Consider the following 19293-nt stretch of genomic DNA (forward strand, 5'->3'; position numbering starts at 1 on the left):
CCGCTGCAAGGGATCACCGGAAAGCGGTGATCCGGCCACTGTCGTCAAGGATATAGAGCGTCTGGTTTGCCACCACCGGCGGCAGAGAGACGCCTTCCTTCAGCTCGGTATACAAGGTGTCTTCGCCGCTCATCACGTCAACCGTGCGCACTTCACCCTGCGAGCTGGCGATCCACAGCTTGTTGTTGGCCAGCACAGGGCCGGTCCAGAAGATCGGACCTTCGCGGTCCTTCGGCTTGCGCCAACGGTCGAGCTGCTTGACCCAGCGAATGCGCCCGGTGTTGCGCTGGATCGCGAGAATGCGCGAATCGTCTGTGAGGGTGAAGACCCATTCGCCGACCACGCTGGGAGTGGAAATGCCCGCCAGCGTGAGTTCCCAGATGCGTTGGCCGGTGGTCAGCTCGTAGGCAGCCATACGGCCGCCCTGCCCGAGCGCATAGACCCGGCCGCCGTCGATAATGGGATCGGCATCGACGTCGGTCAGCGTACCGACCTGCGTCGAGATCGAGGTGCGCGCCAAAGCGTCAGACCACAGGTTGCGGCCATTCTCATAACGATAGGCGATTAGTTCGCCCGACGAATAGCCGGCCACGACCGTGCCCTGCCCGGCTGCCGGAGCCGCCACACCGAACACGCCTGCCTGCCCGGTCGCCGCCGAATCCTGCCATTCCACCGCACCATCGGCACTTGCGAGGGCGAATATCTGGTTGTCCTGCGTCATCACGAACACGGAATTGAACGCCACGGTCGGCGCGCCGCGCAGCGGGCCGGAGGGCTTTACGCGCCAGATTTCAGTGCCGTCAGCCGCGTTAAGCGCGACGACATCGCCCACCCCGTTGGTGGCGTAGATCCGGCCATTGTCGTAAGCCGCGCCGCCACCGAAGGTTGCATCCTGGAGGTCTCCCGAGACCACGATCGGATGCTCCCAACGCTTCGCGCCGGTCTGCGCATCGAAGGCATGGACCACCGCTGAAGTATCGACGACGAACACCATGCCATCGGCCACAACCGGAGCAGCCGCAAGGCGGCGGGTCTTGGTGGTTCCGGCGATACTGGCGGTCCAGGCGCGGGTGGGATTGGCCGCCAATGCCACGTGACCGGGCACCTTGGCGGCATTGCCACCGGCCTGCGGCCAGCTGTTATTTACACTCACGGGCGGCACGATCACCGCTGTGCTTGCCAGGGCCGGATCAGCCTCGATCGTGGTGGCAATGCGCGAAAGGATCGGGGTGCGCTCGCCATGAGTGGGCGTGCGCGGATCTTCCTTGCCGCTGAACATCCCGCAACCGGCCAGCGCCAGTGCCAGCACGGGGGCGACCATCAGTCCGACTTTACGGGTCATTGGGCACCTCCAGCCTGCGGAGCTTCTGCCGCGCCGAGTTCTTCCAGCATCGCATCGACATCGTCGATGGCGTCGTTACCAAGCAGGCCAGCAAGCTGCCGCGTGCGCGAACGCAGGCTTTCCGGCACGTCCTCATCCTTGGCGATGGCAACAAGCAGCGGCCCCGCCTGATCGGGCTTGTCCTGAGCGAGATAGGCAAAGGCCACCAGTTCACCGGCGCTGCCGAACCACGGGCTTTCCGCCGTGGCGAGCGGGCCGAGCTGATCGATCACTGCCTGCGGCTCCATATTGTCGAAGTTGGCGGCGACCATGCGAACCTTGGCAAGGTCGCGAATTTCTTGCGGCAGAGCGGCATCATTGGCAACCTGACCGTAGAGCCCGACGGCTTCCTCGGTCTTGTCCTGACCCAGCGCGATCCCGGCCTGCACGAGCCGCGCCATGCCGGCCGCGCCCTCGCTGTCACCAGCCGCAATCGCGGCCAGTTCCTCGTTCGCGACATCCGCATTGCCGGCTTCCAGCTCGTCCAGCGCAGCGATCAGCTGTTCGGAGCTTTCCTCCAGCGCGCTTTCCTGCTGGCTCGACCAGATCAGCCAGCCGCCAAAGGCCGCGAGTGCCAGAGCCACGGCGATGCCGATCGGCAGGCCGAACTTCTTGGCGAAATCAGCTACTTCGTCCTGGCGGACAGCCTCGTCCACCTCGCGCATGAAGACATCGTCGCTCGCGCTCTTGCGGTTGCTGGGCGAACTGGGGGTATCGGTCGGAGTGCTGGCCACGGGTCTTTCGATCTGTCCTGCTTCAAGCGGATAAGCCGCGCTCTTTAGGGGGGCGGCCGGGAACTGGCAATAACTGTGTCGGCGCTGTGCCCAGCTGGCCCGTTGCGAGTGAACCGCCGATTAAGACTTACTGTTCGCCGGCGTCCGCGCGGGAAAAGGCATTGCGGTCCATCAGACCCCAATAGAGCGCACGATACCTCTCGACCATGCGCAGCTCGTCGAACTCGGCGCGTGCCTTGTCGCGGTTGGCCTGCCCGATCCGCTTGCGCGCAGCAGGGTCACGGGCGAGGCTGTCGAGCGCTTTGGTCAGCGCCTCTTGGTCGCCCACATCGACCAATAGCGGGCCGTTGTCCGAAGCAACCATCGAGCCGATATCGCCCACGCGCGGCGCGACGGCAGGCAGGCCTGCCGCCATCGCCTCGATCAGCGAAATCGGCTGCTGCTCAGACTGCGAGGACAGGGCGAAGATATCGAACAGGCCGACCAGCTTCTGCGGCTCGGCGACGAAGCCGGGCAGATGCACACGGTCCTCCACGCCCAGACTTTCGGCGAGCCCCAGCAGGCTTTCTCGCTCCGGCCCGTCTCCCGCAATCACCAGCTGCCATTCTGGCGGGACATAGGTCATGGCGCGGATCAGCATGTCGAGCTGCTTGACCTTGCGCAGGCCCGCCAGCGTGCCGATCCAGAATTCGTCCTTGTGCTTGACCAGCCGGGGCAGAATGTCGCGCTTGGGCGGCGCGGCAAAGGCGCGGGTGTCGATACCGTTAGCGATTCGCTGGACGCGGCTGCGCGGCTGCTGCCACACGTCGAGCGCAATGGCCTCAAGTGTATGCGAGGGCACGACCAGCGCGGCGCTGCGCCCTAACGCGATGCGGCGATAGAAGTTGCGCCGCCACTTGAGACCGCCGGCTTCGTCTTCGTTGAAGCCGTCCTCGTGGTGGACCAGCGGGGGCAGCTTGAACATGTCGGCAAACAGCGTGTGCGCCATCGCCGCGTCGATTGCGCCCCAGTTATAGGTGCAGATGAGGTCGTAGCCGGCCATCGCCTCGGCGATTTTCTTGAACCGGCCCGGCGTCGTCTTGCCGGTGAGCGAGGGGAACTTCGGCCAGCTCACCTTCGCCGTTTTGCCCAGTAGAGAGGCCGCGCCGCGCCGCTCCGGGTCGCCCGATACGATGGCGTGTTCGGCCGCCTTGCCCCAGTGGTTGATGAGGCGCACGCAGCGCACCTCCTTGCCGCCGGCATCGAAGGTCGAATGCAGGTGCAATATGCGCGGGGCCTTGCTCATTTGGCCAGCACCCGATCAAGCAGCCGCGCGATGGCGGCCTGTGCCTCGGGCTCGGCCAGTGTCGGAGCATGGCCTACGCGCGGCACGGTCACGCAATCAAACCCGGGCAGCCGCTCGCCCATGGCGGTAAATGTGGCTGGCGAGAGCAGGTCGGACAGCTCGCCGCGCAGCACCAGCCCCGGCTTTCCGCGCAACGCCTCGAAAGCGGGCCACAGGTCCAGTTCATCGAGAGCGGCAGGATCGGAGAAGGGCTCGGCGATCTTCATATCGTAATCGTAGGCGATCCGGCCGTTGTTGCCCACGCACATCAGCCGCTTGGCAAGCGTCAGCCAGTCCTCGATCGCATAGTCGGGATAGACATAGAGCGAGGCCTCACGCAGCGAGCGGGCAGCGTGCATCCAGGTCGGAAAACTGCGCCCCTGCCCCACATAGTCGCGGATGCGCGCCATCCCGTCCGCCTCGATCACCGGCCCGATATCGTTGAGCACCACACCAGCCAACAGATCGGGCCGTTGCAGCGCGATCAGTGTGGTGACAATTCCGCCCAGCGAGGTGCCGATGGCGACGACCTTCTCAAGCTTCAGCTCGTCGACCAGCGCCAGCACGTCGGCAACATATGTGAGCGGTACGTAGCTGTCCGACTCCTTGGCATAGTCGCTCTCGCCCCGCCCGCGGAAGTCTACCGCGAGCACGCGCCAGTCACCGGCGAAGATCTTGGCCACCGGCTCGAAATCGCGGGCGTTGCGGGTAAGGCCGGGCAGGCACAGTATCGCGGGTCGATCCGCCCTCCCGGTATAGTCGCGCGCATGCAGCTTCAGCCCCTCGCTGCTTTCCCAAGAGAGATCCGCATATTCGCTGGTCGTCATGGTGCGCGCTGCCACCCTTTGTCTTGCGTGGGCCGGTTGCACCACGGCGCTGCGATGGCCACTTATGCGCATATGCGTCAAGCCCCTGCAGCAGCCCCCTATCGCCCCGACCCGCAAATCTCGCAGGTTGCCGATTTCCTCGCCGACCCGGTGGAGGCGGCAGACTTCCCCGCAACAACGCTGCGCTTCCGCAATCACCGGCACGATGGCACGGTTGGCCTCGACACGCTCTCAGACGAGCAGTGGATCACCCATTTCGGCCGCTTCGAACCTCTGCCCGACAACCTCCCCCAACCATTAGCTCTGCGCTATCACGGCCACCAATTCCGCACCTACAACCCGGAGATCGGCGACGGGCGCGGATTCTTGTTCGCCCAACTTCGCGACGGCGCTGATCGCTTGCTCGACCTCGGCACCAAGGGCAGCGGGCAAACCCCGTGGAGCCGCTCTGGCGACGGACGCCTGACGCTGAAAGGCGCGGTGCGCGAGATTCTCGCCACCGAGATGCTCGAGGCACTGGGCGTCAATACCAGCAAGACTTTCTCGGTGGTCGAAACCGGCGAGAAGCTGTGGCGCAACGACGAGCCCAGCCCGACTCGCTCGGCGGTGATGGTGCGTCTGTCGCACTCGCATATCCGCATCGGCAGCTTTCAGCGGCTGCTGGTGCTTGAGGAGCATGAGCATCTGGCAAACCTGGTCGACTATTGTCTCGCGCAATTTCCCGGCCCCCTCCCCCCGCAAGACGCCCCCGACCGCGATAATCCGGCGGTGATACTCGCCCACCAGGCCGCCGAGCGGCTCGCCGACCTTGCCGCCAGCTACATGGTGGCGGGCTTCGTTCACGGCGTGCTCAACACCGACAATATGAATCTCACCGGCGAGAGCTTCGATTACGGTCCCTGGCGCTTCCTGCCGAAGTGGGAGCCGCAGTTCACCGCCGCCTATTTCGACCATCAGGGGCTTTATGCCTTCGGTCGCCAGCCCGAGGCGATCCGCTGGAACCTCGCCCAACTCGCCATCGCGTTGCGCCCGCTGGCCGATAGTGACGCGCTGCTGGCAGCGCTCAACCGTTTCGGCCCGCTGTACGAGGCGGCGATGATGCATCGCTTCTGCTGGCGGCTTGGCGTTGCAAGCGGCGGTGAAGAGGCCGATCGCGCCTTGGTGGGCGCTGCGGAAGTGACAATGCGCGAGGGGCAGATCGGGCCGGACACGTTCTTCCACCGCCATCGCGGCGGGCGCAACGCCGAGGGCTCTCTGGCCGAGGCGCTGGCCGAACGCCCGCCCCTTTCCGGCAGATCGGATTACTGGGACAGCGCCGAGCCCGAATCGATGCTGATCGAAGAGGTCGAGGGGATCTGGGATGCCATCGCGCAGAACGATGACTGGCAGCCGCTTGCCGACAAGATCGCGCGAGTGCGCGCTCTCGGCGATGCACTTGGGGATGCGCCTACTCCAGCAGGTCATTTGCCGCCTGAGGCCGAGTGACTTTGCGTGTTGGCGAATGTGGCCTTAAGGAACAAATGAAACCAAGTCCGAAGGAAATCCAACCTTGTCCGACGTGTCGCAACTGATCTCCTGTGAACCGGCCACCGGTGCCGAACTTTGGCGCGCGCCGCACGGCAATGTCGACGAACTGGTCGCCCGCGCGCGCAGCGCCTGGCCCGCCTGGGCCTCGCAGCCGCTTGCCACGCGGATCGAGCGGATACGCCGCTTCGCCAACGAGGTGCGCAAGGAGCAGGAGGAGTTCGCCGAGCTGATCGCACGCGAAACCGGCAAGCCTCTGTGGGAAGCGCGCACCGAGGTCGAGGCGGTTATGGCGAAGGTCGAAATCTCTGTCCGCGCCTATGCCGAGCGCACCGGCCAGCGCAAGCTCGACAGCGCGCTGCAAGGCTCGGCTGCGCTGCGCCATAAGCCGCACGGAGTGATGGCCGTGCTCGGCCCCTACAATTTCCCTGCGCACCTGCCGAACGGCCACATCATCCCCGCGCTGATCGCGGGCAACGCCGTGATTCTCAAGCCGAGCGAAAAGACGCCGGCCGTCGGCGAAAAGCTGCTGTCGTTCTTCGTGCGCGCCGGTGTGCCGCAAGACCTTGTGCAACTGCTGATCGGCGGGCCGGAGGAAGGCAAGGCACTGGTGGCGCACCCCGATGTCGATGGGGTGCTGTTCACCGGCTCGGCGCAGGTCGGCATCGCGATCAACCGGAAGCTGGCGACCGATCCTGGCAAGATCGTCGCGCTCGAGATGGGCGGCAACAATCCGCTCGTGGTGTGGGATACGCCCAAGATCGATGACGTTGCCGCGCTGATCGTGCAAAGCGCTTTCACCACCGCCGGCCAGCGCTGCACCGCCGCGCGCCGCCTGATCGTGAAAAACGATATGTACGACGACGTGATCGGCGCGGTGAAGGCGCTCACCGACCGGATCGTGATCGGTGCGCCGTTCGACGATCCGCAGCCGTTCATGGGCCCGGTGATCGACATGCGCACCGCCGACCAGCTGACCGAAAGCTTCCTCTATCTGATATCGAACGGCGGCAAGGCCATCTCGCATATGCGCCGCCCGCGCGAGGGCCTGCCCTTCGTGACCCCTGCGCTGGTCGATGTGACCGACATGGCCGAGCGGCCCGATGTCGAGCTGTTCGGGCCGCTGTTGCAAGTGGTGCGGGTGGACGATTTCGATGCGGCGATTGCGGAGGCGAACAACACGCGGTTCGGCCTTTCAGCATCGCTGCTGGGCGGCGATCCGGCGCAGTACAATCGCTTCTGGGCCAATATCCGCGCTGGCATCGTGAACTGGAACCGGCCCACAAACGGGGCATCCTCAGCCGCGCCGTTTGGCGGAATCGGCTTTTCGGGCAATCACCGCCCAGCGGCTTTCTACGCCGCCGACTATTGCGCCTACCCCGTCACCAGCACCGAGATGGAACAGCCGCGCGCGAGCGTGGGCGTCGGTTTTCGCGAAGTCTGATCAAAGTCCCCTATCAGGGCGCCCGCGCGCATTCCTGAACCGCGAGCGCCCCGGCGATGCCTTCCGCAGTCCCGACCTGGAAGACCCGCTGCCGCGCCGCGAGACAGGGGAACACGCGGCGCGCCATTAGCAATCGAGACTAATTGCATCTCGATTCGCAACCTTTCTAGCGCTGGCTAGCTGAACCGGCGGCAACGACCAGCCAAGCTTGCCGGATGCATCTCGCGAGCTTACCGCCCTGCGTAATGACCCAAGCGACCCTCGGCAGCAGACGCGCGCTCACCTTCGCCCTTGGCGCCCATGCGATCTGGGGTTCGATGCCGATATACCTCATGCTGGTGCATGAGGTGCCGGTGTTCGAATATGTCGCCTGGCGCACGCTGTTCACCTTGCCGCTATGCCTTGCGATCATCGCTGTTCGCAGCAACCTGGGCGAGCTTTCCGCAGTGCTACGTAACGGGCGAACCATGCTCACACTTGCGGCGAGCGCCGGGCTGATTGCGGTGAACTGGTGCCTCTATGTCTGGGCGATCCAGACCGACCATGTCTATGCCGCCAGCCTTGGCTATTACATCCTGCCGCTGACGATGATGCTGCTGGGGTTGGTGTTTCTCGGCGAGAGGCTGACCAAGCGGCAGTGGGCTGCTGTGGCGCTTGCTGCGCTTGGGGTCGCAGCGCTGGCTGCGGGCGCGCTGACGACGCTGTGGGTGAGCCTCACCCTCGCTCTCAGTTTCGGCACCTATGGCCTGCTACGCAAGACGGTGGCGGCAGGGCCGGTAGTGGGCCTGGTGGTCGAATCGATGGTGCTGGCTCCGCTTGCGATCGGCTTTCTTGTCTGGAGCGCAAAGGCAGGGCCGGGGCTGGCCCTGGGCCGCGACACGCTGGAGACCTTCGGCATCGTGATGGGCGGCCCGATGACAGCCGTTCCGCTGTTGCTGTTTGCCACTGCCGCGCGGGCCATGCCTTACACGGTGATGGGCTTTCTCCAATTCGTTTCGCCCACCATTGTATTCCTGCTGGGTCTGCTGGTGTTCGGCGAGGAGCTGCACCCCGCGCAACTTGCGTGCTTCGTCGCAATCTGGGCGGCGGCGGCGCTGTTCATCTGGGATCTGATCCAGTCGTCGCGCCGCCCTGCCACCCGCCAAGTCTAACCGGCGAGTTTCCAGCCCAGCGTTTCGCCTGCATGGAACGGCACATAGTGCGTGCCCGCCAGTTCGAGCGCAGCCGGCACCTGCTGGTCTTCGCGCACCAGCGTGACCGTATCCTCGCTCACCGGAAGGCCGTAAAAAGCCGGGCCGTTGCGGCTGGCGAAGGCCTCGAATGTGTCGAGCGCGTTTTCCTCGTCGAACACGGTGGCATAGCTTTCGAGCGCATAGGGCGCGTTGAAGATGCCCGCGCAGCCGCAGGCGTTTTCCTTAGCCTCGCGCGCATGCGGTGCGCTGTCGGTGCCGAGGAAGACACGCGCGTTGCCCGAGGTGGCGAGGCGGCGCAGGCTGAGCCGGTGATGCTCGCGCTTGGCGACGGGCAGGCAATAGGCATGGGGCCTGATCCCGCCCACCAGCATGGCGTTACGGTTGATATGGAGGTGCTGCGGCGTGATCGTCGCGGCAACATTAGGGCCTGATTCCGCGACAAAGTCGGCGGCTTCCTCGGTAGTGATGTGCTCGAACACCACCTTCAATTCGGGCAAATCGCGCACCAACGGCGCGAGCGTGCGTTCGATGAACACGGCTTCACGGTCGAAGATGTCGATCTCGGCGTGGGTAACTTCGCCATGGACGCAGAACACCATCCCGATCTCGGCCATGGTTTCGAGCACCCTGCGCACGTTGGCGATGTCGGTCACGCCCGAGGCCGAATTGGTCGTGGCCCCGGCAGGATAAAGCTTGGCTGCGGTGAAGACACCAGCCTCGAAGCCGGCGCGGATATCGCCGGGGTCGGTATGGTCGGTGAGATAGGCCGTCATCAGCGGTTTGAACTGCGCGCGGTCGGGAAGTGCCGCCACGATCCGGTCGCGGTAGGCAGCGGCGGCAGCGCTTGTGGTCACAGGCGGCACGAGGTTGGGCATGATGATCGCCCGGCCAAACTGACGCGCGGTATAGGGCAGCACGCCCTCCATCACCGCGCCATCGCGCAAGTGCAGGTGCCAATCGTCGGGACGGGGGATCGTGATGGTGTCGGTCATGCGCGCGCTCTGCCACAGCGAGCGCCGAACGAACAGCCCTCCCGCTTGCACGCAGCGCCGCTGGCTCCCACCTTAGGGGCATGACTGCCCTGCCCCTCGCCCGCCGCGCCGTAATTCGTCTCTCTCCGCAAGACACCGGGGAGGACGTCGTCAAATTTCTGCAAGGCCTCGTCACCAATGACGTGAGCGGCGATCTGCCCGTCTATGCCGCGCTGCTTTCAGCGCAGGGAAAGACCATGTTCGATTTCCTCGTCTGGCGCGATGGAGTCGATCTCTTGCTCGATTGCGAAGCCGACCATGCCGACGAACTGGTAAAGCGGCTGTCGCTTTATCGTCTGCGCCGCAAGATCGCGATTGCGCGCGATCCAGCTGTGGGCGTCTGGTGGTCACCCGATTCGGCTGAGGGAGCGGCGGCAGCGCCCGACCCGCGCCTCGCGCTGCTTGGCTGGCGTGGCCTTGGCCCGGCCGCGAGCGAGGGGGCGGAAACAGGCGATGCCGACTGGCTCGCCCATCGCCTCGCCTGCGGGGTGGCTGAAGGTCGCGACGAACTGGGTGATGTGCTCTGGCTCGAAACCAACGCCATTGAGCTTAATGGGGTGAGCTTCACCAAAGGCTGCTACGTCGGGCAGGAAAACACCGCCCGGATGAACTGGCGTCAGAAGGTCAACCGGCGGCTGGTGGTGGTCCCGCTTGATCGCTCTGAAGAAAAACGCCGGAAGGTGGCACACTCCGATCTTGGCTATGCCGTCGATCACCTTCGGGTCGACGATATAGCGCAGGATCTGGCACCGGCCTGGCTGCCGCTTGGGTCAGGCGTTTAGGACGCTATCATACGCTCGCGGGCAAAGCTGAGCAGATCTTCGCCACAGCGCCGCGCCGCATCATCCTTGACGCGCAGCGAGCCGGTCAGCTCGGCGCCCATCAGCGACTTGCCCAGCGCCATCAGCACCAGCGAATAGGTCAGCTCGCGCCGCTCTTCCTCGGCGGCGCTCGAGGCTCTCTCAGGCATAGAGCGATCGATCAGCTCCTGCACGGCCTCCAGGATCGGATCGAGCGCGCCGCTGATCCCGGTGCAAACCATCCAAGAGGCCAGCGCACCGGCGGCTTTCGATCCGAACGTATCGAACACAAGATCAACCAACCTGTGCACATCAATATCACGCGACGGCAAAAATCGTGTCGCCTCGGCCATGTCGTCGCAGATCGCGGTCGCTAAATGGTTGGCAAGAGCCAGCTGCAGGCCCCCTGCTGAACCGAAATGGTGCAGCAGATTTGCATGGGTGCGGTTGATCCGCACGGCCACTGCCTTCAGCGTCACAGCATGTGGACCTTCGTCCAGAAGCAAACTGCGCGCCGCTTCCAAAGCAGCTAACCGACTTTCCTGAGCGCTCAAGCGCCGACGGCCTACACTCACATGTATCCTCACAATACCCTAGCCGGTTTTGCGACCCTCCAGACGCTTGCGCGCCCCTTCAGGCTAATAGTGCGACCCCTCAGGGTATTAGTTGCGAACCCACGATAATAGTGTGGCCTCTCAAGCTAATAGTGCGACCCTTCGGGCTATTAGAAATGCACCGTATCCGATTGATACATGTATTCAAAGTGGAAAGTAATCATAAGTTAATGCTGACAATTTTGTAAGCTTAAATCGAAAAGAGTGGCCCAGCGGCTAGGCTATGGTCAGACGATAACGCTGGGTCGGCACAGTTTGTCCGCCACGTCCAGCGCTGGCCGTCTGTGCGAGCTTTGATTCACGCTGAAACCCCCATTTTTGCAACACTTTGCCAGAAACAGGATTGTCAACGAAGTGACCGGCCGTGGCCTCGGACACACCAAGAGCTCGTGCCGTGGCCAGCACTGCGCCCACCGCCTCGCTGCCATAACCCCGGCGCTGATGACTAGGTGCTATCCAGTATCCCAATTCATGGGCAGTTTCGGGCTCGGCGGGCGCAAGCCCGATCGTGCCGATCAACGGCGCGCCGTCTTCACCCGGCAGGGTGATGGCGAACAGCATCTCGTCAGCTCGACGCGGCTGGTCGCAGAAGCTGCGCGCATCCTCGACGGTATAGGGCCAGGGCGCGCTGGCGAGCATCCGCACCACACGCTTATCTGCGATGCTGGCGAAAAGCTCGCGCCAGTCCTCGGGGAAGATCGGTCGCAGCATCAGCCGCTCGCTTCGTATGAACATGTACATTTCCCTTCCACTCAGTCCGCAGCCCAGACCTCCAGCGGGCAGCGGGTAGAAGGAGAAACGCAAAAAAGGAGACGGGGCGGCCCCATCTCCTTCCAGTGCCGGGCTATTCGCCGCCCGGCTGGGGCCATCCCGGTGGATGGCCCGCTATCACCATCCGTTATTCGGCAGCTTCTGCCGCGACGTCGACCGATACATACTTGCGGCCGAGCTTGCCGTCGTGAAAGCGCACGACGCCTTCAGCCATGGCAAACAGCGTATGATCGCGGCCGATGCCGACATTGGCGCCCGGATAGCAACGGGTTCCGCGCTGACGCACGAGAATGTTGCCGCCGAGCACGTGCTGCCCGCCGAACTTCTTGACGCCAAGACGCTTGCTTTCTGAATCGCGACCGTTGCGCGACGAGCCGCCAGCTTTCTTATGTGCCATTGTGTCTTCTCCGTAATCCTGAGCCGGGCGTGCCGGGCTTATTCCTTATCGGCCTTGGCGGCAGGCGCGGCGTCCTTGGCGGGCGCAGCCTTGCGAGCCTTGGGCGCAGCCTTGGCTTCCGAGGTGTCTTTCGCCGGAGCATCGGCCTTGGCCGCGCTCTTCTTCGCGGCCGACTTGCCCTCGCCCACGCCGACGATGCGCAGCAAAGTCATCTGCTGGCGATGGCCGTTCTTGCGACGATAGTTGTGACGGCGACGCTTCTTGAAAACGATCACCTTCTCGCTCTTGGCCTGGGCGATGATCTCGGCCGAAACCGTGACCTTCCCGACGTCGGCCAGGCTCTCGCCCTCGCCGGCGAGCAGAATATCGTCCAGCACGATCTTGTCGCCGGCTTCACCCGCCAGCTTCTCAACCGCGATCTTGTCTCCTTCGGCGACGCGATACTGCTTGCCGCCCGTGCGCACTACTGCGAACATGGTGCTATAATCCGTTTCATCTGGTGTCGTCCTTGCCAGAGCCGAGCCATTATGACCCATTCCCGCGCAAACAACAAAAAAGGGCGCCTCTTGGGCACCGCAAGAGCGCTGCCGTTAGGCGATGGTCTACAACGAGTCAATGCCGACAGCGCAGAGAAGGGCAAAAATTGCCGGGCTGGAAAGGCGTCTCGGCTCAGGCTAGTGCAATGGTCCCATGATAATCAGAATCGCCATGCTTTTCGTCGGGGCCGCGCCGCTTGCCCTTGGGGCCTGCGCCACGCCTCCGGGCGACTACCCCTCGCTCGCCCAGCGCGAGATCGAGCGGGTCGACATGGTGATAACCCCGCCGCAAACCATCCCTGCCCCTCCTCCCAGCCCGGCCGAACCGACGCTGTCGCAGGCCGAGGATCTGGTCAAATCCGTGCGTAGCGCGCATAACGCCTTTCTTGCGGGAGAAAGCGCCGTTCGCTCGCGCGTGGCCGCAGCACGCAGGGCCAACGCGGGCAGTGATGCCTGGGCGCTGGCGGAAGTGGCACTGGCGGGCCTTAGTACGCAGCGCAGCCGCGCGATGGTAGCCCTGGCCGACCTAGACCGCCTTTTCATTGCCGCCAGCACGTCGGGCGAATCGACCGAGACGATTGGCGAAGCACGCAGCGAGGCCGCCGGCATGGTGGCCGCCCAGGACGCAGTCCTGTCCGAACTTTCGGCCGAACTGGCCTCCTAGCGCGTCATGGCAAAGAAAAATGCGCGGGGCCGCCCTCGTGGCCCCGCGCAACTCTGGATTGCTGTGCCCATATGGCAGCTGCTGATGGCAATGCCCCTAAGCCAGAGCAGCTATCGCGGCCGAGCCCAGCGCCCAGAGAATGATCAGGACTGGGAGAACGTAGTCCTGAACTCGTGAATCCCGGCCACACACGCGACCAGGCATGACTGTGCAAGGGCCGATCGACTGAACGGGTGCACTGGTGACCGATACTGCCATTGATCCGCCTGCTCTCGCCATCCGCTCGGCTCTTTCATTACGAGAACCGATGTGGCGCTATAGCTGCCGGCCATCCTTGATCGCGGTCAAATCGATGCGATCATTTGCTCCAGCGGGCGAGATCCGAATGATCTTCTTCGCGCGGCTCGATCCAGTGCCAGCCATCGGCGCGCTGCTCGCGCTTCCAGAACCAGCTGTCGGATTTCAGGTGATCCATGCAATAATCGACCGCACCGATGGCGCCGCGCCGATGCATGGCGCAGGCCGCCACCATCACGATCGGCTCGCCCGGCTCCATCACGCCGTGGCGGTGCATTACCAACAGGCCCAGCAATTCGAAGCGATGCGCAGCCTCTTCGGCCAGTGCCGCCATACCCGGGCGGGTCATTTTCTCGTAGTGCAGCAGTTCGAGCGCGCGCACATCATCGTCGGCGCGCACGGCTCCGATGAAGCTCGCAAGGCCACCGTAGCCCGGATGGGCATTGGTGAACGGCCCGAGCAAGGCACCGGGGTTGAACGGCTGATCGACGAGATGGACGTGGATTGCCATATCAGCCCCCGGATACGGGCGGGAGCAGCGCGATCTCGCTGCCATCAGGCGCGGCAAGCGCAGCCTTGTCGGCTACCAGCACGCCATCCAGCGCGAGCTTGACCTTGTCGCCCTGTACCTGCGCCGCAAGCTGCGGACCGAGCGCTGAAAGCAGCCCGTCCCAGTCAAGCGGACCGGCGACATCGCGCTCGGGCGAACCCGCAAGGTCGGCCAACTTGCCGAGAAAAACGAGCTTTACCGCCATCAGCCGCCCGTAACCGACATATGCCGCGGCTGCGCCGGGCCGCTGCCCTGCTCGATGCGGAAGTGATGCTTCTCAGGCTTTATACGCATAGCCTCGTCAAGCGCTTCGGCCAGCCGCGCGTCGGGCGCATCGGATCGCAAAGCCGCGCGCAGGTCGACCATTTCCGCGCCGCCGAGGCAGGCATAGAGCTGACCGGTGGCGGTGATGCGGATGCGGTTGCAAGAGGCGCAGAAATTGTTGGTCAGCGGAGTGATGAAACCGAGCCTGCCGCCGGTCTCCTCGACGCGGACATAGCGCGCCGGGCCGCCAGTCGAATCGGCAATGTCAGTCAGCGTCCAGCGCTGTTCGAGCCGGTCGCGCACGACAGGCAATGGTAGGTAATGATCTGAACGCTCGCCCTCGATCTCGCCCAGCGGCATGATCTCGATCAGAGTCATATCGGCCCCGCGCGCATGAGCCCATTCGACGAGGAAAGGAATTTCCTCCTCATTGAGGCCCTTCAGCGCCACGGTGTTGAGCTTGACCTTCAGCCCGGCCTCTTGCGCTGCCGAAATCCCGCGCAGCACCTTGACCAGCCGGTCGCGCCGCGACAGCTGCTCGAACAGCGCGCTGTCCATCGTATCGAGGCTGACATTGATGCGGCGGACGCCGGCGGCGAACAGATCCTCGGCGAACTCTTCAAGCCGGGTGCCGTTGGTGGTCAGCGTGAGTTCGTCAAGCCCGTCTCCGATCTTGCGGCCGAGCGCGCGAATCAGCTCGATCACATCGCGCCTCACCAGCGGCTCACCCCCGGTGAGGCGGATCTTTGTGATGCCGCGGTCGATCATGCCAAGCGAAAGCTTGTGCAGCTCTTCGAGGCTCAGCACGTCCTTCTTGGGCAGGAATTGCATCGCTTCGGGCATACAATAGGTGCAACGCAGGTCGCACCGGTCCGTCACCGACAGGCGAAGGTAGGAGATGCGGCGCTGGAAGGCGTCGACCAAGGGCTGGCTGCAGGACATTGCCCCCTACTTAGCTATTTTCTCAGCGATTGCCATCCAAGCTGAGCACTTGCCCCGTAACGCCCGGCGCGCGGATGAGGTACTCAAGCGCCTGCGCCCTCGCCTCCTGCGCCCTGGCCGCGCTGGCCATGGCGTTCACCCGCACCGGCGCCAGTTCGCGCGCAAGCTGTCCGACCACCGCCTGCCGCCAGCTTGTGTGAGTATGGTCGGCAGCGGCGAAGTCGATTACGACCAGCGGGTGCTGCTGCGCCTGTTCGCGCACCACCGGAACGAGGCTGGCATGAAATTGCGCCGCCGCATCGAGCGCGCTCTCCGGCAAATCCCGCGCTTCAACGATCGCCGGTCCGTCTGGACTTGCGGTCATCGCCGGTCGCGGTGAAGCGTGATGCCGATTTTCTCGTCCGCCTCGCTAAGCGCCAGCTTCACGATCTTGACCGTCACCGCCTCCACGCGCTCATCCTGCAGGAACAGCGTTTCGCAAACGTGATCGGCTACGGCCTCGATCAACTGGTAATGCGTGTCACCCAGCGCGTCGGAGCAGGCGAACTTCAGATCCATGTAGTTCTTGCTCGCGCTCAGCGGCGTTTCGGGGACGAAGCGCTCAGGCGGGCACCGGAAACGCACCTGCACCGTGAAGCGCAGCGGCTGCGGGCGGCCGGTCTCCTCCGAGTAGATGCCCGTGTGGACATCGTGTTCAAAGTCGGCCAGTTCGAGAGTAAGGCTGTCTGCCATGGCGCGCGCATGGCACCAGTGCGGAACCTTGGCAAGCTCCCCGGTGTTTGTATCGTTGACGCAGCCGCGCAGGTATGAGCTTTCTCATGCACCGGCCAATCGAGGGGACCACAGCGATGAACGAGACGACCGCATACGAAACCGACACGCCCCCGAGCACGCCTTCGATGGCCGCAAAGATCGCACGCGTGCTCGGCGCCTTTGCATTGGGCGGCGCACTGCTTGCCATCCTCATCGCGCTCGGCGGCCTTACGCTCGCGCGTTATGACATTATCGACAAGGTCTCCGGCTTCCGCGCTTTCATGATGATGATGTGGCCGGCCGGCGTGATTGCCATCGTGGCGCTGCTGGCAGTCATTATCGGTTTCGTCGTCAAGGGTGGTGGCGGCAAACGCTGGAAGGCGGGCCTCGCGCTGGTGTTGAGCGCAGGGCTGGTGCTGGTGATGTACACGCAGGTGGTATTACCGGCAGGCAAGGCGCCGCCGATCCATGACGTAAGCACCGACCTCAACAACATGCCGCAGTTCGTTGCGCTCGATGTCGCGCCGGTCAGCACCGGCCCCTTCTCGCAAGAGGAATGGCGCGCCTTCCACACCGAGGCTTATTCCGACATCGAGCCGATCCTGATCGACCGTAGCCCGTCCGAAGTGCTCGCCGCCGCGCGGGTGCTGATGGAGCAGCGCGGGTGGACCGTGGCGGAGAAGCAGCCGATCCAGGAGCAGCTCGAAGCAACCGCCTATGCCGGCTACTTGCGATTCCGCGACGATGTGGTTGTGCGCGTGACCCCGGTGATGGACGGATCGACCCGCGTCGATATGCGTTCGGTCAGCCGCGTTGGCGTGAGCGACCTCGGCTACAACGCCAAGCGCATCCGCGATTTCATGAAAGATCTCTCGGCGGCCTAATCGTTCGCCCAGCGGGCGAAAATGGCGGTGGGCAGCAGGCGGCCATCGGGGCCATCCTCGCTCACCGCCAGTTCGCCATATTCGATGCGCCCTGGCAGACCGGCAAAGGCCTCCGCCAGCAACCCCGCCAGTGCGAGTGAACTCATCCGCACGGCATAAACCGTGAGGAAGAGAAAGCGGCTGTCGGCGTCGAGCAACTGGCGGCATTCGCCGATGAGGCCGGGCAAGCCCTCTTCCAGACGCCAGGTCTCGTTCTTCGGTCCGCGCCCGAACTTGGGCGGATCGAGGATGATCCCGTCATAGCGGTTTTCGCGGCGCACCTCGCGGGCAACGAACTTGGCGCAATCGTCGATCAGCCAGCGCACAGGGCGATCGTCCATCCCCGAAAGCGCCGCATTCTCCCGTGCCTGGGCGACCGACTTTTTGCTCGCATCGACATGCGTGACTGGCCCGCATTGGCTCAGCGCGAGGCTGCCCACACCGGTATAGCCGAACAGGTTAAGCGCGCTGGCATCGGGTTTGCCATCCAGCATTCCGCGCATCCAGCTCCACACCGGAGCCATGTCGGGGAAGAAGCCGAGATGGCGGAACGGCGTACACTGTGCAGTGAAGCGGACCTCTTCCCAACCGAGCGGCCAGCCTTCTTCGGGCACCTGTTTGGCAAATTGCCAGCGTCCACCGCCGTCCTCGTCCGAGCCGGGGACAAATTCGCCGTGCGCGTTCCACTCGGCGAGGCGCGGGGCCCACATGGCCTGCGGCTCGGGGCGGATGAAACGATAATGGCCATAGCGTTCGAGCTTGCGGCCGTGGCCCGAGTCGACGAGGCCGTAGTCGGCCCAGCCCTCGCCCGCCATCACGGTCGGTTGGGGGACGAGATCAGCCATTGGGAATGCTCAGAATCATCACGAGCTCGGCGTTGCGTGCGCCTCGATAAAGTCGCGCACGGCATCGTAATCGCCCGGCAGGCGGTCGTATTGCTCGGCCCGTTCGAACAGGTCGCCCATCCGGCCCGGCAACGATGGCCGCATACCGGTCGCGCGCTCCACCGCATCGCGGAACTTGGCCGGGTGTGCTGTCGCTAGCGTGACCACGGGGACCGCCGGGTCGATACCCGCCGTGCGCGCAGCGTGGAGCCCAATCGCGGTGTGCGGATCGATCACCTGTCCGCACTTCTCGTGTGCCCAGGCCATCGCCTGCCCCATGTCGTCGGCATCGGCACGCGCGCTGGTGAACAGCGCGGCAGCACCTTGGCGCTGGGCATTGGTAAGCTGCATCGCCTTGCTGCTCTCGAAGCCCGCCATCTGCTCGGCCAAAGCCTTGCCATCGCGCCCGCCGACATCGAACAGCAGCCGCTCGAAATTCGACGAAACCTGAATGTCCATGCTGGGAGCGGCGGTGGGGGTGACCGTGCCCGCCGAATAATCGCCGCTGGAAAGCGCGCGGTGAAGGATGTCATTCACATTGGTGGCGACAATCAGCCGTTCGATCGGCAGGCCCATCTGCGCTGCGACATAGCCCGCGAACACGTCACCGAAATTGCCCGTCGGCACCGAGAAGGCAACCTTGCGCTGCGGCGCGCCCAGCTGAAGCGCGGCGGCGAAATAGTAGACCACCTGCGCCATCAGCCGTGCCCAGTTGATCGAGTTCACCGCGCTGATGCGGAAACGCCCGGTCATGTGGCTGTCGACGAACATCCGCTTCACCATCGCCTGCGCGTCGTCGAAGCTGCCGTCGATAGCGATGTTGTGGACGTTGGGCGCACGCACCGTGGTCATCTGCAGGCGCTGGACGTCGCTCACCCGGCCATCGGGGTGAAGCATGAAGATATCGACCCGCTCGCGCCCGGCCACCGCGTCGATAGCGGCAGAGCCGGTGTCCCCGCTGGTCGCGCCGACGATGGTGAGGTGATCCTCGCGCTTGGCGAGGAAGTGCTCGAACAGGCGACCGAGCAATTGCAACGCCACATCCTTGAAAGCCAGCGTCGGGCCGTGGAACAATTCGAGCAGCCACTGTTGCTGATCGAACTGAACCAGCGGGGTCACCGCCTGATGCGCGAACCGGCCATAGGCGCGGCTACACAGATCGCGCAGCTCATCCTCGGTGAGGCTGGGCGTGACGAAGGGCAGCATGACCTTTACGGCCAGCTCGACATATGAGAGGCCCGCCATATCGGCGATCTGGGCCTCGCTGAAGCGCGGCCAGGTTTCGGGCACGTAAAGCCCGCCATCGGACGCGAGGCCAGCGAGGGTCACGCCCTCGAAATCGAGCGACGGCGCATTGCCGCGGGTGGAGACGTATTTCATCGGAAAGAGCGGTTAGCCTTGGCACATTGGCACTGCAAGGACCGCGTTCGAAAGATGCAT

General features: G+C 64.3%; 22 protein-coding genes. 6 read left to right on the plus strand and 16 right to left on the minus strand.

Annotation, left to right across the window (positions count from 1 at the left end):
* Positions 1–13: 13 nt before the first annotated feature.
* The 4 genes from E0473_RS04760 to E0473_RS04775 all read right to left on the minus strand — a co-directional run bounded on the left by E0473_RS04760 (position 14) and on the right by E0473_RS04775 (position 4281).
* A complete protein-coding gene (locus tag E0473_RS04760; protein WP_137679665.1) occupies positions 14–1342 on the minus strand; it encodes an outer membrane protein assembly factor BamB family protein in 1329 nt (442 codons plus the stop codon).
* The gene (locus tag E0473_RS04765; protein WP_137679666.1) at positions 1339–2115 is read right to left on the minus strand and encodes a tetratricopeptide repeat protein; all 777 of its coding nucleotides are present in this window, start codon (positions 2113–2115) and stop codon (positions 1339–1341) included. Before E0473_RS04765 ends, E0473_RS04760 begins: the two co-directional genes overlap by 4 nt.
* Before the next feature lie 127 nt (positions 2116–2242).
* Positions 2243–3400 carry a glycosyltransferase family 4 protein gene (locus E0473_RS04770; RefSeq protein WP_137679667.1) on the minus strand — a complete coding sequence of 386 codons (1158 nt, stop codon included), beginning with the start codon at positions 3398–3400 and terminating at the stop codon, positions 2243–2245.
* A complete protein-coding gene (locus E0473_RS04775; protein WP_338325088.1) occupies positions 3397–4281 on the minus strand; it encodes an alpha/beta fold hydrolase in 885 nt (294 codons plus the stop codon). Before E0473_RS04775 ends, E0473_RS04770 begins: the two co-directional genes overlap by 4 nt.
* A 57-nt stretch (positions 4282–4338) precedes the next feature.
* Here E0473_RS04775 and E0473_RS04780 point away from each other — a divergent pair, with 57 nt between their 5' ends.
* The 3 genes from E0473_RS04780 (at position 4339) to rarD (ending at position 8385) form a co-directional block, all read left to right on the plus strand.
* Positions 4339–5751: a protein adenylyltransferase SelO family protein gene (locus E0473_RS04780; protein ID WP_137679668.1), complete on the plus strand. Its 1413-nt coding sequence runs from the start codon at positions 4339–4341 to the stop codon at positions 5749–5751.
* Positions 5752–5824: 73 nt separating this feature from the next.
* The gene (astD, locus tag E0473_RS04785) at positions 5825–7234 is read left to right on the plus strand and encodes a succinylglutamate-semialdehyde dehydrogenase (protein ID WP_421721780.1); all 1410 of its coding nucleotides are present in this window, start codon (positions 5825–5827) and stop codon (positions 7232–7234) included.
* 245 nt (positions 7235–7479) lie between these two features.
* Positions 7480–8385 (plus strand): EamA family transporter RarD, encoded by a 906-nt coding sequence (gene rarD / locus E0473_RS04790; protein ID WP_137679669.1) that lies wholly within the window; start codon positions 7480–7482, stop codon positions 8383–8385.
* Here the strand turns inward: rarD and pyrC are convergent.
* Entirely contained in the window at positions 8382–9419 is a 1038-nt protein-coding gene (pyrC, locus tag E0473_RS04795; RefSeq protein ID WP_137679670.1) for a dihydroorotase, read from the minus strand. The two genes, rarD and pyrC, sit on opposite strands and share 4 nt — an antisense overlap.
* Positions 9420–9499: 80 nt before the next feature.
* Between pyrC and ygfZ the strand changes: the two genes are divergently transcribed.
* The gene (gene ygfZ, locus E0473_RS04800) at positions 9500–10240 is read left to right on the plus strand and encodes a CAF17-like 4Fe-4S cluster assembly/insertion protein YgfZ (protein ID WP_137679671.1); all 741 of its coding nucleotides are present in this window, start codon (positions 9500–9502) and stop codon (positions 10238–10240) included.
* On the opposite strand, the gene E0473_RS04805 is transcribed toward ygfZ, so the two are convergent.
* The 4 genes from E0473_RS04805 to rplU form a co-directional block, all read right to left on the minus strand.
* Positions 10237–10812, minus strand: a complete 576-nt coding sequence (locus E0473_RS04805) for a TetR/AcrR family transcriptional regulator (RefSeq protein ID WP_241657331.1) — start codon at positions 10810–10812, stop codon at positions 10237–10239. The genes ygfZ and E0473_RS04805 overlap by 4 nt on opposite strands.
* A gap of 276 nt (positions 10813–11088) precedes the next feature.
* Positions 11089–11583: a GNAT family N-acetyltransferase gene (locus tag E0473_RS04810; protein ID WP_161981509.1), complete on the minus strand. Its 495-nt coding sequence runs from the start codon at positions 11581–11583 to the stop codon at positions 11089–11091.
* Positions 11584–11770: 187 nt separating this feature from the next.
* Complete coding sequence (gene rpmA, locus E0473_RS04815) at positions 11771–12040, minus strand: 50S ribosomal protein L27 (protein WP_137679674.1); 270 nt, start codon at positions 12038–12040, stop codon at positions 11771–11773.
* Between the two features lie 38 nt (positions 12041–12078).
* Complete coding sequence (gene rplU, locus E0473_RS04820) at positions 12079–12516, minus strand: 50S ribosomal protein L21 (protein WP_137679675.1); 438 nt, start codon at positions 12514–12516, stop codon at positions 12079–12081.
* A gap of 214 nt (positions 12517–12730) precedes the next feature.
* On the opposite strand from rplU, the gene E0473_RS04825 reads away from it, so the two are divergent.
* Entirely contained in the window at positions 12731–13240 is a 510-nt protein-coding gene (locus E0473_RS04825) for a hypothetical protein (protein WP_137679676.1), read from the plus strand.
* A gap of 358 nt (positions 13241–13598) precedes the next feature.
* On the opposite strand, the gene E0473_RS04830 is transcribed toward E0473_RS04825, so the two are convergent.
* Genes E0473_RS04830 through E0473_RS04850 form a run of 5 tightly spaced genes read right to left on the minus strand, consistent with a single transcriptional unit; the run spans position 13599 to position 16025 of the window.
* Complete coding sequence (locus E0473_RS04830) at positions 13599–14048, minus strand: molybdenum cofactor biosynthesis protein MoaE (protein WP_137679677.1); 450 nt, start codon at positions 14046–14048, stop codon at positions 13599–13601.
* 1 nt (position 14049) lies between these two features.
* The gene (locus E0473_RS04835) at positions 14050–14292 is read right to left on the minus strand and encodes a MoaD/ThiS family protein (protein WP_137679678.1); all 243 of its coding nucleotides are present in this window, start codon (positions 14290–14292) and stop codon (positions 14050–14052) included.
* Positions 14292–15293 carry a GTP 3',8-cyclase MoaA gene (gene moaA, locus E0473_RS04840; RefSeq protein ID WP_137679679.1) on the minus strand — a complete coding sequence of 334 codons (1002 nt, stop codon included), beginning with the start codon at positions 15291–15293 and terminating at the stop codon, positions 14292–14294. The genes E0473_RS04835 and moaA overlap by 1 nt, the downstream gene beginning before the upstream one ends.
* A gap of 22 nt (positions 15294–15315) precedes the next feature.
* Positions 15316–15657, minus strand: coding sequence for a Rossmann fold domain-containing protein (locus tag E0473_RS04845; protein WP_137679680.1), 342 nt, complete (start codon positions 15655–15657; stop codon positions 15316–15318).
* Entirely contained in the window at positions 15654–16025 is a 372-nt protein-coding gene (locus E0473_RS04850; RefSeq protein WP_137679681.1) for a dihydroneopterin aldolase, read from the minus strand. Before E0473_RS04850 ends, E0473_RS04845 begins: the two co-directional genes overlap by 4 nt.
* A gap of 116 nt (positions 16026–16141) precedes the next feature.
* Between E0473_RS04850 and E0473_RS04855 the strand changes: the two genes are divergently transcribed.
* Positions 16142–16930 (plus strand): DUF1499 domain-containing protein, encoded by a 789-nt coding sequence (locus E0473_RS04855; RefSeq protein ID WP_161981510.1) that lies wholly within the window; start codon positions 16142–16144, stop codon positions 16928–16930.
* On the opposite strand, the gene E0473_RS04860 is transcribed toward E0473_RS04855, so the two are convergent.
* Positions 16927–17814 carry a class I SAM-dependent methyltransferase gene (locus E0473_RS04860; protein WP_137679683.1) on the minus strand — a complete coding sequence of 296 codons (888 nt, stop codon included), beginning with the start codon at positions 17812–17814 and terminating at the stop codon, positions 16927–16929. The genes E0473_RS04855 and E0473_RS04860 overlap by 4 nt on opposite strands.
* A gap of 18 nt (positions 17815–17832) precedes the next feature.
* Positions 17833–19233 carry a threonine synthase gene (gene thrC, locus E0473_RS04865; RefSeq protein ID WP_137679684.1) on the minus strand — a complete coding sequence of 467 codons (1401 nt, stop codon included), beginning with the start codon at positions 19231–19233 and terminating at the stop codon, positions 17833–17835.
* Positions 19234–19293 lie beyond the last annotated feature (60 nt).

It is taken from the genome of Aurantiacibacter suaedae (assembly GCF_005434915.1).
Classification (GTDB): Bacteria; Pseudomonadota; Alphaproteobacteria; order Sphingomonadales; family Sphingomonadaceae; genus Alteraurantiacibacter; species Alteraurantiacibacter suaedae.

Excerpts from the sequence above, each read along its gene's own strand:
- E0473_RS04770 (WP_137679667.1), bottom strand. The coding sequence starts at position 3,400 with ATGAGCAAGGCCCCGCGCATATTGCACCTGCATTCGACCTTCGATGCC.
- E0473_RS04850 (WP_137679681.1), bottom strand. The coding sequence starts at position 16,025 with ATGGCAGACAGCCTTACTCTCGAACTGGCCGACTTTGAACACGATGTC.
- E0473_RS04825 (WP_137679676.1), top strand. The coding sequence starts at position 12,731 with ATGATAATCAGAATCGCCATGCTTTTCGTCGGGGCCGCGCCGCTTGCC.
- E0473_RS04855 (WP_161981510.1), top strand. The coding sequence starts at position 16,142 with ATGAACGAGACGACCGCATACGAAACCGACACGCCCCCGAGCACGCCT.
- E0473_RS04810 (WP_161981509.1), bottom strand. The coding sequence starts at position 11,583 with ATGCTGCGACCGATCTTCCCCGAGGACTGGCGCGAGCTTTTCGCCAGC.
- E0473_RS04845 (WP_137679680.1), bottom strand. The coding sequence starts at position 15,657 with ATGACCGCAAGTCCAGACGGACCGGCGATCGTTGAAGCGCGGGATTTG.
- rplU (WP_137679675.1), bottom strand. The coding sequence starts at position 12,516 with ATGTTCGCAGTAGTGCGCACGGGCGGCAAGCAGTATCGCGTCGCCGAA.
- E0473_RS04780 (WP_137679668.1), top strand. The coding sequence starts at position 4,339 with ATGCGTCAAGCCCCTGCAGCAGCCCCCTATCGCCCCGACCCGCAAATC.
- pyrC (WP_137679670.1), bottom strand. The coding sequence starts at position 9,419 with ATGACCGACACCATCACGATCCCCCGTCCCGACGATTGGCACCTGCAC.
- rpmA (WP_137679674.1), bottom strand. The coding sequence starts at position 12,040 with ATGGCACATAAGAAAGCTGGCGGCTCGTCGCGCAACGGTCGCGATTCA.
- rarD (WP_137679669.1), top strand. The coding sequence starts at position 7,480 with ATGACCCAAGCGACCCTCGGCAGCAGACGCGCGCTCACCTTCGCCCTT.
- thrC (WP_137679684.1), bottom strand. The coding sequence starts at position 19,233 with ATGAAATACGTCTCCACCCGCGGCAATGCGCCGTCGCTCGATTTCGAG.
- E0473_RS04830 (WP_137679677.1), bottom strand. The coding sequence starts at position 14,048 with ATGGCAATCCACGTCCATCTCGTCGATCAGCCGTTCAACCCCGGTGCC.
- E0473_RS04760 (WP_137679665.1), bottom strand. The coding sequence starts at position 1,342 with ATGACCCGTAAAGTCGGACTGATGGTCGCCCCCGTGCTGGCACTGGCG.
- E0473_RS04835 (WP_137679678.1), bottom strand. The coding sequence starts at position 14,292 with ATGGCGGTAAAGCTCGTTTTTCTCGGCAAGTTGGCCGACCTTGCGGGT.
- E0473_RS04860 (WP_137679683.1), bottom strand. The coding sequence starts at position 17,814 with ATGGCTGATCTCGTCCCCCAACCGACCGTGATGGCGGGCGAGGGCTGG.
- moaA (WP_137679679.1), bottom strand. The coding sequence starts at position 15,293 with ATGTCCTGCAGCCAGCCCTTGGTCGACGCCTTCCAGCGCCGCATCTCC.
- ygfZ (WP_137679671.1), top strand. The coding sequence starts at position 9,500 with ATGACTGCCCTGCCCCTCGCCCGCCGCGCCGTAATTCGTCTCTCTCCG.